The organism is Paenibacillus sp. M2, from assembly GCF_046713495.1.
Classification (GTDB): domain Bacteria; phylum Bacillota; class Bacilli; order Paenibacillales; family Paenibacillaceae; genus Paenibacillus; species Paenibacillus amylolyticus_B.
In genome coordinates this window covers 4352751-4365797 of the sequence record NZ_CP169648.1, presented here as the reverse complement: position 1 = coordinate 4365797, position 13047 = coordinate 4352751, and the positions used below count along the sequence as shown (strand labels likewise).

Sequence of the window (13047 nt, the reverse complement as noted above, 5' to 3'; positions counted from 1 at the left end):
TGAATTCTCGTTTAACGGCATTTTACCGTATTTTATATGTATGATCCGTATGTGGACTAAGTACGGGTTTGTCATTGATTAAACCAGTTTCTGGTAACCGAATCAAGAGTCTTCAGTAGGAAAATGATTGTAAATAACCAAAAAACAGCCCCTAAAACCCAAATGGGTTGAAGAGACTGTTCTAGGTGTTCAGACTTTATTTTCTAACTTAATGAAGTGGTTTATTGCTGTTAGGCATCTGAGGTGCTCCGGTTGCTGGAATGTATGCCTGAAGCATCTGTTGTGTATCACTTGGGGTGAGTTGAGGTACTTGGTAATAGGCGTTTTTATTCTGGAACATGAAAATTTCATAGGCCATCTCGATAAAATGCTGGATCTGCGAAGCGATGACTCGGCGAACCGTTCCATTTGTGATCTCGCTACAGGACATGCCGAGCAAACTCGCATGTGATTTGATCAGTCCCAGCATATGACCGCTAATTCCGGCATCCTTTACGTCAGCAAGGCTCTGGTTTGGTTTCTTCGGTGCTGATGGCTTAAGGCCATATACCGGTGGTACCATGTTGGGGATCATATAGGTAGCTGTCTCTTGATGAGGCTTCTGTCCGGATGCAAAACACTCTGCTGTCAGATTGTACTGGGATAAAATGAAGTTATACTGCCGGTCCAGAATGCCAATCAGTTCCTGGCTCTGCACGAATGTACGGAAGATCATATATTGATCCAGCACATTAATGGTGGAGGACAGGATCTCATGCACATCGAACATCTCATGACCGCCATGATTCATGTTAGGCGTAACATTGGGATTTGCGTTTAAAGTAGGTTGTACTACATTCTGTGGGTTCATCGAATTCGGATTCATTGGTAATTTGATTCTCCTTTGGTAAATGGTATGATTCTAGTATGCTTGGAGAGTAGTAAATTTATGTATTGTGTATGGATAAAAGCGTACGCACAAATAGGAATAGGCATGGTGGTGGTTAAAGATGGAAGAGACCGATTGGAGTATAGCCAAGGATGTGTTTGTCAAATATTACGGGAGCGCTGTAAAGATGCATCGAGAAGGTGTGTATGCGGACTATAAGCGATGGAACGTACCCCAAGCGTTAGAGGAACAATGGATAGGGGAGCGAATTCAACAATTAAGTTCCGAGCTGTCTATCATGAATTGGGATGCGGTGGATGAGCTTGCGTTGATTGCCAAACATCGGACAGAACCCAGTATTATTACGGCAATTACAGCATTTGCTTCAAGACAAATGAAGAGTGCGGACAGTATGGTTCGTCTCATGTATGCTGAACGTCTGATTGAGCTGATTAAACGGTATGAATCCTCTCTGCCAATGGACAAGATACGGGAAACCTATCAATTGACGATGGACTTGCTTGTCGATGTGGCGACTAAACCGTTGGTGCTTGATCCAGGCCATGAATTACAGCAGTATGGATTAAAGGATAAACGTGGATTGAATTTGCGTGTTGAAAAGAACAAGGAAGAAATCATCCGATATTTTCGAAATTAATTTGAATTTTATCAAGTGAGGTCAGAATCATTGAGAAAACTGAATTATATTCGCATATTTATTTTCCTTTGTGTGGTCACAGCAGTAACGCTTGGCTTGTACTATGTAGCCGCAGATTGGCTGGATCAGCGTTATTTCCGCTTCCTGATCTGGAATCTGTTTTTGGGCTGGATTCCCTTTGTGTTCTCTTATGCAGCCTATCTTCTAAGTGATGCGAAATGGAAAGGTGCCGCATGGCTTGCAATAGCAAGTGGTCTGCTGTGGTTGTTATTTTTCCCGAACTCTTCTTACATTGTTACGGATTTGGTTCATCTGACAGCGAGAAGTTCCCGGTATTATGGTGGAAATGGAGTGGACTACACCTATTGGTACGACTTGAGTGTTGTTTTAATGTTTGTCTGGACGGGGCTCCTGCTTGGCTTCTTGTCCATGTATCAGCTTCAGGAAGTGATCTATCACCGAATTGGACGCTGGGCATCCTGGATCTTTGTACTCGCAGGTAGTGCTTTGGGAAGTTACGGGGTATTGCTTGGACGTGTATATCGACTGAATAGCTGGGATGCACTGACGAATCGCGAGACGCTGGTTGAGCTGATGCACGAAAGTGTAAGCCGCCCGTCACTTGCGTTTTGTCTGTTCTTTGGCACGTTTATCATGACAATCTACGCCACACTGTATTACCTGGTTAACACGAGGTCTCCTCGTGAAACGCAGAAAAGTGCAGGAAGTCCTGAGGTTGACCTGCAAGCGTTGCGCTAAATTTTGTTGCCTTGAGGCATGCAGCCAAATAGAACTAATCTTAATATATTGCTTAAAGGGCTGTTCCAAGTCATACACATGGCTATTGGAACAGCCCTTTAACATTATAACGAGCCCTGGATCTGCTGAAAAAACACACCTCTACTTATCAGAGATTAACGCAAGGATTGTTTTCACAACCAGTTCGGGTTCATCGTGGATAACCATATGACCACTGCGGGTGGCCACGATGAGCTGACTATCCTTCGATATATTCAACATGTTATGCTGCCCCGATTGCCATATGGATTCGAGCTTCTGCCCCATTTCAACCGAAATCCCTGCTTGAGCATAGTCTTGAGGACGTCCGCGTGCAATGATACGTACAGGTATTGATCCAAGATTTTGGCCACGAATGGCATCTTCTGTTAAATGGGCGAGTAAGGCTTCTTCTTCTTTGGCATGAAAAAAGGAGGGCGTGGCAATCACATTAACAAAAGTATCTCGATCTTGCTTGGCAACCAGACCATCCAGCAAAAAGTCTGGAAATAATCTGAAAGCGCCGGATAACTTCAGTAAGGATAGGAAGGAGGCAGACGGGTTTCCCTGAAACTGAGCCTGTTCCAACAAAGCCTTTGTATTCTGTTCATCATTTTCAGGTCTCGCGTCAATGAGGACAAGGCTCTGAACCTCACTTGTATAGGTCTGTGCAAAGAGTCTGGCATACATACCACCAAGGGAATGACCTACCATAACGTAAGGTCCCTGAATATTCTCCTTCTCCAGAGCTGCATGTAGCTCTTTGACGATATTCGAACCTGTACGTTCTGTAGGGGCAGATTCACTCCAGGCATATCCTGCACGATCATATGTGACCACCGTTGCATGTTGGGCGAGTGCCGCAGGAATGTCTCTCCACGACAAACTCGTCTCACCACTTCCAGCCTCCATAAGTATGGTCGGCGAGCCATTGCCTTGTTTGTGAATGTGCAGTTGGTAACCGCCGATTTGAACTAACGTACCCGGAGGTGGAAAATCCTTTTTGGCCTGCGAAGAAGCAAACCACTCATAGAGGAATGCTGCACCAATTAGTAGTAGCACTATGCAGAGCAGCTTCACCATGATAATGAAAATTCTGAATCTCTTTCGTTTTTTGGTTGGAATAGTTGTAAGCATGATCTTATGAATTCCTCTCCTACAGTTTTTTTATTTAGTACAATGTATTAAAATATATTATAGCACAGTGTATTACTAAAATAGAAGTCTGGTGTATAATGTTGTCATGCCAAAAATCGTAGATCATGAAGCTCAGAGGAAAATCGTTGCTGATGCAGCAATCCGGGTCATTCAAGAGCATGGACTGGAGCATGCTACAGTTCGCAATATAGCAAAGGAAGCGGGACTATCTGTAGGTTCCATGCGTCATTATTTTGCCACACAGGCCGAATTGTTCACCTTTTGCATGAATCTTTTTGCAGAAAGGGTACAGAAAAGGGTGGAGGCATTACAGATGAGTGGATCTGTAATGCAGGATATGAAGAATCTGCTCTTGCAATTTCTCCCGTTGGATGAAGATAGAATGATGGAAATGGAGGTATGGTTTTCGTTTACAGCCAAATTATTGGTGTACCCCGAATTAAAAAAGTTAAGTGATGAGATGCATCAGGGGATGTATCGATCGGTTCAATGGGTGGTTCAGGAGTTGCAAAAGCAGGGGATGACACATCCTGAACTGGATGCCGAGATGGAGATAGAGAAGTTATATGCTCTTGTGGATGGACTCGCCATTCATATGTTAATGCAGCCAGATAGACTTACAGTAAAACGAGTAGAACAAGTGATTGAACAGCATTTGAGCATACTTTGTTCAACTTAGTCTTACCTTGTATGAAGAAGGGGTATTTCCTTTTATAAGGGAGTAATCCTTCTTTTTATGAAAATATGGCAGGTATGCAGGATATGACGAAGAATTAAGAATGAGAATGTAATGAATACATAGACAAGTAGGTGAACAACAAAATGTTGAATGTATTAGAGCTGACAACAAAAGTAGAAGAATTCATGGAACGCGTGAATTTTTCGGGTGTTGTATTACTCCTACAAGGCGGGAAAACCCTTTTGAATATGAAACGTGGTTATGCGAATCGCAGTGAAGAGCTTGCCAATCAGGTGGACACACGGTTCGGCATTGCATCAGGATGTAAGATCTTCACGGCAGTGAGTATATGCCAACTCATTGAAGCGGGTAAGTTGTATGCCGATTCCAAGCTGGACGATGTGTTGGATGTGGAGTTTCCATTATGGGACGAAGGAATTACCATTCAGCAGTTGTTAACACATACGTCAGGCATTCCGGATTATTTCGATGAAGAAGTGATGGATGACTTTTCAGAATTATGGAAAGACAGACCCGTCTACGCGATGCGGCGTTTAAGTGACTTTCTGCCCATGTTTCAGCATCTGCCGATGAAGTCTGCTCCGGGTGAACGTTTTCACTACAACAATGCGGGTTTCATTGTGCTGGGGCTTATTGTGGAACAACATTCAGGACTGTCGTTTACAGATTATGTGGAAGAGCACATTTTCAAAAGTTGTGGCATGAAGGACTCCGGTTATTTCGTAACAGATCAGCTCCCGCGCAACACAGCTTTAGGGTATATCGATCATGAAGATGGCTCCTGGAACACCAATATGTTCTCCATTCCTGTCAAAGGTGGATCAGATGGTGGGGCCTATGTTACCGCGCCGGATATGATTCGATTCTGGGATGCTTTACTGGGTCACCAATTGTTGAATGCTGAGACAACACGGCAGTTATTAACTCCACATGCTCATCAAGAAGATGAAGAGTATTATGGGCAGGGGATCTGGATTGACCGCAAGGGGGAGGAGATTTTTAAATTTCATGTCATGGGGTTTGATCCAGGGGTGTCGTTCATGTCTTCCGTGTATCCAGACTTTGATCTACAACTGGTTGTGCTCTCTAATCAAGAGTCTGGTCCGTATCCAATCACGGTTGCCATCGAAGAAGCATTGGCATAACGAATAGACCCTCAGCCTATGGATTGGTTATCCTACATCAGGTTGGGGGTTCATTGGTCTAACCATGGTCGAACAACATAAAAGAGCGGCCTGCATTTATAACATTTTACACAACTCAGGAGCGATTAATCGAGGGAAAACATCCAGTGGAGGTTTCTCTTTCTTTCGTTTGTCATTGGTTAACACCGTAACAAGTTCCAGCTCAGGGACAATATATACATACTGACCACCAAACCCTCGCGCGTAATAGTAATGGAGATTGGATTGCGTGTCTTCAGTAGCAATATCTTCCGCGTCAGACCTTTCATTCGGATAGACATCGACCCACCAATGCCAAGCATAACTGCCGTAATTAGGTGGGCTGACTGTAATGAATGGCTGAGTCGAACGGGATACGAGATCACTTGAAATGAGAGACTTACCCTCCCACATCCCTTGCTGTAGAAATAGCTGACCGAATTTTAGCAGATCTACGGGTAACATCTTAAGGCCGAATCCGCCGGTGTGTACACCTTGGGGGTCGCTTTCCCATTCATAATCCTTAATTCCTAGCGGGTCAAAGAGATAACGTTCTGCGAACTCGGCTACATTCATACCTGCATTTTGCATCAGAATGGCGGATAGGATCTGTGATACTCCTGAGTTGTACTCCATATGTGTACCCGGTACATGACTTAACCGTTGTTCCAACGCAAAATCCACCCAATGATCGGTGCGGGTCATTCGAGGGAATGAATTTTGCCCACCGAACTCATCCCAGTTGAATCCGGCTGTCATGGTGAGCAGTTGTTCCAGAGTGATTGCTGGCTTACGCGGGTCAGGATCGGATGTTAACTGTGGGAAAAAGGTGGAGATTGGGGCTGATGCCTCTGGCAACAAGCCTTTATCCATCGCTATACAGATGAGTGCAGACAGCACACTCTTGGTACATGAATTGATTTTTGCAATATCGGACGCAGCCTCTTGGTTGCGGTAGTGTTCGTACATAATCTCACCGCGTACGCTGACGAGGCAGCTTCGCAGATCCAGCGGTGGAATGATCTGTTGTAACTTGGATGACAGTAATGAAGGATTCATAGTGTCCTTTCTGTACGGTTGATTTGTAATAGAATTTTGTAGAAATAGGTGACCATTATCTTAGCATATTCCCGAGGTAGGGCTCAACAAGCACTCCATTAGTATTTCAAAGCAAGTATGTAAAATACGATTTTCGATGAAGGCGATAAGAATCACATGCGAATATCGCATAAAGCCCCAGTATTGTCTTTCAATCTTATATAATTGTCATGAGAAGCGCACAAGACATTTATAAGAGAAAGGGGGCTGTGATGTGGGAAATATAATAGAAGAATTGTATTACGGTAACCTGAGACCAGAAGAGAATATTGTTCCTAAAGATTCGGAGTATCGATCTATTAATAAGGAAATTACAACTTATATCGAAAAATTCCAGAGAAAGCTTTCGGAGGATGACTTTAAACAGTTGGAGATATTGTTTGATATGATGGATCAAGTTCACTCTATGCATTCAAAAGAAGCATTTGCGAGTGGTTTCAAGATTGGGACGTTAATTATGATTGAGTGTGGATGCTCAAGCTAATATTTTTGATTTTTCACAACATGTGATTATATAGAAGAGGTTAGTAAAAGTGATAGGGGGAATCTTGCTTGTTCAAAATCGGAAATCAAGGATCGTTCGAAACGCTACCTGATCATGCCAGGGCAATATATGAGGGAGACACCGGTGCTGTAGAACAGTTCATTAGGCAGGGCATGGATCTCGAAGAAGAGATCACACTCAGTAAATACATAGCATTAACGCCGCTAGACCTTGCCTTAATCTGCAATCAACTGGAAGTAATTAAATTATTAGTCGAGCATGGAGTTAATCTGAATGTCAAAAATAATCCGGCAATCCTTAAGGCGGTTAGATACTGTGGAGAAGAAATGGTACGCTACCTGTACCAGCAAGGCGCCAAGTTAAATGGACTTAATCGGGTCAAATCCAGTGCATATGATGAAGCCTACTATGGCAACAAAAAGAATATAAGAGTCTTGAATGAACTGGGGTTGGATATTCGTATATATGGAGGCAAAACGTTACGGAAAGCGGTAGCTGATCACGATATGAAGACAGTCCAGTACTTGCTGGATCAAGGAGTGGATGTCAATTATAATGAACCGGATATGGTATACCCGTATAAGGCGACACCTCTCACGGTAGCTGCAAGATTTAATAACATGAAGATGGTTCGATATCTGGTGGACCAGGGAGCAGATGTGACCATTCAGGAGAAGGATGGAGAGCGAGCGTACACAATTGCAGTGAGTCAGAAAAATGAAGAAATGGCTGAATATCTAAAGGGGCATGAACCTCAAGAATTTCATGATTTAAGCAACAAATTGCATGTATTAAAGTCTTATAAACTTCCGCAGCAACTTATTGATTTTCTAACTAGTGGACCCCGAAGAATAGACTTGCCAGATAGTGAATCAGGCATCCGATATATAGAATTCTTTCATCTGATCGATACCGTGGAGATGAAAATGGGCAGACAGAAACTACTGCGTATTTCCTCGGACATCGATCAATACTCACATATCCTGATTGTCTGGAATCCGAGCAAAAAAATGATGGGATATGCGGATATTGAACATCAAGAACATGGAACGATAGCTACCTTTGAAGAGTTCATGTTAAATCCAGCTACAGCTATAGAGGATATCCTGAATTAGATGGAGTATACACGAGAATTCCAGAACCTCCTTCCTATGATCATATGGAAGAGGTTCTTTACTATTATGAACATGTTAATATAGGAAAATTTTCGTATGAAAAATGAACTATGCTAGTGCGTAATAAGGTTAGAAATGGTAAAATATCAATGCCTAAACATGGAAACAAGTTTATGAAAGATCATTATAGCTTTTTAATATAGGAAATAGTGTAGAATCAGTGTTTTAGCAAGAGTGTTTCTATCAAATTATAGTAATCTAATACTGAATTGAGGAATTGAACATGGCGATTATTGACGTAATTAAGTATGATGGCTCACCTGATGTGTTTGCTTGGAAACATCCCGAGACTGAGTTGGGAACATGGACCCAGTTGATTGTGAATCAATCTCAACAAGCAATTCTCTTTAAGGATGGAAGAGCGCTTGACACGTTTGGACCAGGAAGGCATACGCTGAGTACTGCGAATATCCCGATCTTGAACCGACTCGTTAACCTTCCGTTTGGAGGAAAGTCACCTTTTGCAGCAGAAGTCTGGTATGTCAATCAAGTTAGCGCATTAGATGTTAAATGGGGAACAGCGAATCCGATTCAGATCCAGGATCCCAAGTATAATATTATAGTTCCCGTAAGAACATTTGGACAAATGGGAATTAAGATATCGGATTCACGAAAGTTTTTGGTCAAGCTTGTGGGCACACTGCCTGAGTTTAACCAAGCTAATATGATTAATTACTTCCGCGGGCTAATTATCATGAATATTAACTCCATGTTGTCATCCTATCTAATACATAGAAAAGTTAGTGTTTTGGAGATCAATGCCTATATCGCCGAGATTTCAAGGCATTTCGCAGACACAATAGCTTCTACTTTTGAAGAATTTGGTATTGAGTTGATCAACCTCTATATTCACAACGTCAATCTGCCCGAAGAAGATCCATCCGTCATTCGATTAAGAGAAGCGTTGGCGCGCAAAGCTGAGATGGATATTATTGGGTACACATATCAGCAAGAACGTTCGTTTGATACGCTTGAAGGTGCAGCCAAAAATGAAGGAAGCATGCAATCGGATATCATGGGCGCAGGACTTGGTATGGGTATGGGGGTTGGTCTGGGTGGTTCTTTCAGTAGCGAGATGTCCCAGATGTCTAAAGTGATGTCGACTAAGGAAACGCCTGCAGTAAGTATATGTAAGCAGTGTAATCATCCGAACCAGGAGAACAGCTCTTTTTGCAGCAAATGTGGCAATTCACTAGCCGAAAAGTCCGCAGTAACAACAGATTGCAACAATTGTGGACATGCTTTGCCAAAGGGAACCAAATTCTGTCCTAACTGTGGTGACAAATACCATGCGTGTCCATCCTGTGGAGCGGATAATGTAGAGAACGCATTGGAATGTATTCAATGTCATCAACCGATGCCTAGCCCATGCCCTAACTGTAACCATATGAATTCCGGTCATACAAAATTCTGTGGCAACTGTGGCACAAGTTTAAGCTTGAAGTGCAGTCGGTGCCAACATGAAGTAAAACCCGGTCAGAAGTTCTGTCTTGATTGCGGAAACAATCTGCAAGAAGGGGGACAGGCATAGTGGTGGTAAAACGCAGCAATCTCCTGATTTTGGATGTCGTCTATTTAATATGCATGATAGTATCGTCAATCGTTTCTTTTACGCTGTTTAATCATGCGCTTCTATCGTTTTCTTTTTGGATGAATCTCGTTGCTTCTTATGTAGCGATTACGGCTATTTGGATCTACGCACGGTTCATCATGCAAAATATGGATCGGTTTAAACGGTTTGTTCCAGGTTACACAGCGTTAGGTGTAGTATTGGTTATTTATCTAATTTGTGTGATGATCTACACGTTGTTAACAGGTTCAGCAGATCATGCGCTTCGTTGGTTCGTATTGTTACACACGGTAACGATTGCGATCGCAATTATTTTGTGCGGAATCATTATGATCTATATTCAGAGTGTGCGCCGTCATGAAACAGATGAACAGACAAAAATCGCAAACTTACAATTAATCGAAAAAGCTTTACAGCAATTGCTTCATACCATGGTGCAACATCCCGTTCTAACTGTGGAAGAGGAGCGGAAAACCGTTCAATCATTAATTGAACTGGTGAAGTATAGTGACCCGATCACACCGGATTCCCTTGAGAAAAATGACCGCCAGATCTTGATGGACATTGAATTGATGAACAGTGAACTTGCAAATCAGTACGAAGCAGGGGAATTGGTAAATAGTGAACGTTTTGCTTCGCAACTATCCCAGATAAAGTTCCGTTTGAAAGAGCGCAATCAACAGATCTTGATAAGTAAATCATAAATTGCAGGAGGAAACGCGGTGAAGAAATTTTTTGGCATTTTATTCATTATCCTTTCGTCCGTGACGATCCTGTTATCTTTAATATTAATATCCGAGGGAACAGAAACGGCTATTATCAGTACGATTATTCTTTTTATCCCTGGGGTTATCGTACTTGTTACGGGCATTAAAATGTGTGGTCGACCTAAATCTCAGTCTAAGACTAATCCATACCAGCATTACGATTCTAATAATAGGCAAGATCAGGAAGATCAGCATCATGTGAAATATGACGAGGCCCCTCAAGAAACTGTAGCCGTGAATTGTTCAGGGTGTGGAGCCAAGGTAAGGGTATATCCTACTTCGTCTGCGGATTGTGAGTATTGCGGAACGACAATGAGAATTTCGTAGTTGTAGCTAATACCAATACACTTAACTGCTTTTACAGATACCTGTAGTGTTTACCGCTAGGTATAGAGTGTTGTTTTTGGGAGGAATCAGATTGAGGAAGTTTTTCGGGCTCATTTTTATGGTGTATGCAATTGGCATACCCATTGCTTTTTTCAATGCAGACAATCACAAAAGTGGAGATCTATTTGGCATAATAGGAGTTATGATCGTTGAGTTTTTATTTTTGTTTTTTGGCATTAAATTGCTTAGGAAAAAACGTGTTAAGAAAAAGCGTGGCCCGGAACGAAAGTTTTATGGGGGAGATTATGGAGGTCATCTTGATCGCGAAGATGCGAATCCGCATACTTATTCAAGTTACAATAGCAACACCGTGAGTTACAGTAGTCATAATACAATTAACTATACAGAGATCAATTTCTCGGATAAGGAAAACGCTGAAGAGAAAGCCGAACAAAAAGTTGAAGAGCCACAAAGGCCTGTTTCAGTGAGTTGCCCCGGATGTGGGGCTAAGGCAAAAGTACTTCCTAAGCAATCAACGGACTGCGAGTATTGTGGAACAACAGTTGTAGCAACTTAGAACGGTTTAGAATGGATACGAGAAAGGATTAAGCCTGATTCCTGTGGAGTCAGGCTTTTATCTCCTCAATTTAGAATCTAAAACTCTGTCTTAATATGGTCTCGATAATGAAACGTTTCGAATTAATATTTATAAATTCTCTTTACGATAATCATCATTTGTAAGCGTTCTATTTTTCTTGTTTACGTAAATGTGAAATTTATGATAACATGTACACGAAACGTTTCGAATCCATTTGAAGGGGAGAAAATCATGAAAAAAGTAAAACAATTCAGCTTCATTTTAACTTTTTGTCTGTTAGCTAATCTAGCCCTAACTCCTATGGCTTCAGCAGGTGACTCAAGCAATTTAATTGGATTTCGAGCAGAATTGAAAGCGATTGCATATAAGACCTATACATTTTTTGAGGACTATACGGATCAGAACACTGGCTTGACTTACGATGAAGTTCGGCTCACTGAAAAAGGGACAGAAGAAGCTAAACGTACCTCGCCCACGAACATCGCCATGTATATGATGAGCACCGTTTCAGCGCAACAATTGGGTATCATTTCGAAGAAAGAAGCAGTACATCGACTGCAAACGACTATCAATTCCCTAGAAAAGTTAGAAAAGTGGAACGGCTTATTTTTTAACTGGTATAACACAGATGACGGTACAGTGAAGAAAGATTGGGGACAATTTATATCCCAAGTCGATAATGGCTGGTTATCCGCTGGTTTAATTGTTGTTGGGCAAGCCTATGAAGAACTTCATGGGGCAACAAGCGAGTTGGTCGAAAATATGAATTATACTCCGTTATATGATCCTGAAGTCGGTCAATTCCGCGGAGGCTATGATGTGGCTAAAGGCGCACTGACGGATCACCATTATGGAATGTTTTACACGGAACCACGTGTAGGCAGCTATATTGCCATTGGGAAAGGTGATGTTCCGCAAGAGCATTGGTGGAAGATGTATCGCACATTACCTCAAGAATGGGATTGGCAAGCTCAGATTCCTCAAGGCAAATCCGTTAAGTACGATGGAGTGGATGTGTTTGAAGGAAGTTATGTATACAAGGATAAAAAGTTCGTGCCAAGTTGGGGAGGCAGTATGTTTGAAGCTCTTATGCCCGGTATGGTTATAAAGGAAAAAGACCTGGGTACTCAAGCTTTGGGATTGAACAACCAGCGTCATGTTGAATTGCAGATCGAATATGCCAAAGAAAAAGGGTATGCCGCATGGGGCTTTTCACCTTCTGCAACTCCGACAGGTTACAGTGAGTTTGCAGCAACGCCGTTAGGGACCTCAGGTTATAAAGATGGAGCAACGGTTACAGCACACGCAACATTCCTTGCCCTGGATTATGCCCCTGAAGCTGTTCGAAAGAATATTAAAGCTTTAAAGAAATTCAAAATGTTTGGCAAGTATGGGTTCTATGACTCAGTCAATGTTGAAACGGGAGAACTCGCAAAAGCTTATCTGGCACTGGATCAAGGAATGATTATGGTGTCGATCGCTAACTATCTTCAAGACGGTGTTATACGCGATTATTTTCACAGTGATGTGATAGGGCAGACGCCAGAAGAATTGTTGAAAAAAGAAGTTTTTTCTATTCAATGAAGGGGAGGAAAACTTGCCATACCGATAGTTTAAACGGAACGAAGCAGAGTGTTTTCTGCTTCGTTCCATTTGCGTTTGTCGAACCGTCTCTTAGGTTTA

General features: G+C 42.2%; 14 protein-coding genes. 11 read left to right on the top strand and 3 right to left on the bottom strand.

Annotated elements, in window-relative coordinates:
• Positions 1–208 precede the first annotated feature (208 nt).
• The gene (locus tag ACETMN_RS19650) at positions 209–850 is read right to left on the bottom strand and encodes a spore coat protein (protein ID WP_373419867.1); all 642 of its coding nucleotides are present in this window, start codon (positions 848–850) and stop codon (positions 209–211) included.
• 139 nt (positions 851–989) lie between these two features.
• Here ACETMN_RS19650 and ACETMN_RS19645 point away from each other — a divergent pair, with 139 nt between their 5' ends.
• Together ACETMN_RS19645 and ACETMN_RS19640 are read left to right on the top strand one after the other, a co-directional pair.
• Positions 990–1526, top strand: a complete 537-nt coding sequence (locus ACETMN_RS19645) for a hypothetical protein (RefSeq protein ID WP_091017837.1) — start codon at positions 990–992, stop codon at positions 1524–1526.
• Between the two features lie 30 nt (positions 1527–1556).
• Positions 1557–2285, top strand: coding sequence for a DUF1361 domain-containing protein (locus ACETMN_RS19640; RefSeq protein ID WP_091017836.1), 729 nt, complete (start codon positions 1557–1559; stop codon positions 2283–2285).
• A 141-nt stretch (positions 2286–2426) separates the two neighbouring features.
• Here ACETMN_RS19640 and ACETMN_RS19635 read toward each other — a convergent pair whose 3' ends face one another.
• The gene (locus ACETMN_RS19635; RefSeq protein WP_179198570.1) at positions 2427–3440 is read right to left on the bottom strand and encodes an alpha/beta fold hydrolase; all 1014 of its coding nucleotides are present in this window, start codon (positions 3438–3440) and stop codon (positions 2427–2429) included.
• A 106-nt stretch (positions 3441–3546) separates the two neighbouring features.
• Here ACETMN_RS19635 and ACETMN_RS19630 point away from each other — a divergent pair, with 106 nt between their 5' ends.
• Together ACETMN_RS19630 and ACETMN_RS19625 are read left to right on the top strand one after the other, a co-directional pair.
• Positions 3547–4140 carry a TetR/AcrR family transcriptional regulator gene (locus ACETMN_RS19630; RefSeq protein WP_091017834.1) on the top strand — a complete coding sequence of 198 codons (594 nt, stop codon included), beginning with the start codon at positions 3547–3549 and terminating at the stop codon, positions 4138–4140.
• A gap of 143 nt (positions 4141–4283) precedes the next feature.
• On the top strand, positions 4284–5306 hold the full coding sequence (locus ACETMN_RS19625) for a serine hydrolase domain-containing protein (RefSeq protein WP_091017831.1): 1023 nt from the start codon (positions 4284–4286) through the stop codon (positions 5304–5306).
• 96 nt (positions 5307–5402) lie between these two features.
• On the opposite strand, the gene ACETMN_RS19620 is transcribed toward ACETMN_RS19625, so the two are convergent.
• Positions 5403–6383: a serine hydrolase domain-containing protein gene (locus ACETMN_RS19620; RefSeq protein WP_091017830.1), complete on the bottom strand. Its 981-nt coding sequence runs from the start codon at positions 6381–6383 to the stop codon at positions 5403–5405.
• A gap of 253 nt (positions 6384–6636) precedes the next feature.
• Here ACETMN_RS19620 and ACETMN_RS19615 point away from each other — a divergent pair, with 253 nt between their 5' ends.
• From ACETMN_RS19615 to ACETMN_RS19585, 7 genes are all read left to right on the top strand, one after another.
• The gene (locus ACETMN_RS19615) at positions 6637–6906 is read left to right on the top strand and encodes a DUF6809 family protein (RefSeq protein ID WP_091017828.1); all 270 of its coding nucleotides are present in this window, start codon (positions 6637–6639) and stop codon (positions 6904–6906) included.
• 68 nt (positions 6907–6974) lie between these two features.
• A complete protein-coding gene (locus ACETMN_RS19610) occupies positions 6975–8042 on the top strand; it encodes an ankyrin repeat domain-containing protein (RefSeq protein ID WP_091017826.1) in 1068 nt (355 codons plus the stop codon).
• Between the two features lie 283 nt (positions 8043–8325).
• Positions 8326–9633: an SPFH domain-containing protein gene (locus ACETMN_RS19605; protein ID WP_091017825.1), complete on the top strand. Its 1308-nt coding sequence runs from the start codon at positions 8326–8328 to the stop codon at positions 9631–9633.
• 53 nt (positions 9634–9686) lie between these two features.
• Positions 9687–10376: a hypothetical protein gene (locus tag ACETMN_RS19600; protein ID WP_143786542.1), complete on the top strand. Its 690-nt coding sequence runs from the start codon at positions 9687–9689 to the stop codon at positions 10374–10376.
• A gap of 18 nt (positions 10377–10394) precedes the next feature.
• Positions 10395–10766, top strand: a complete 372-nt coding sequence (locus ACETMN_RS19595; protein ID WP_091017821.1) for a DUF3784 domain-containing protein — start codon at positions 10395–10397, stop codon at positions 10764–10766.
• Between the two features lie 91 nt (positions 10767–10857).
• Positions 10858–11343 (top strand): hypothetical protein, encoded by a 486-nt coding sequence (locus ACETMN_RS19590; RefSeq protein ID WP_091017819.1) that lies wholly within the window; start codon positions 10858–10860, stop codon positions 11341–11343.
• A gap of 252 nt (positions 11344–11595) precedes the next feature.
• The gene (locus tag ACETMN_RS19585; protein ID WP_091017818.1) at positions 11596–12948 is read left to right on the top strand and encodes a glucoamylase family protein; all 1353 of its coding nucleotides are present in this window, start codon (positions 11596–11598) and stop codon (positions 12946–12948) included.
• The last annotated feature ends 99 nt before the right edge of the window (positions 12949–13047 follow it).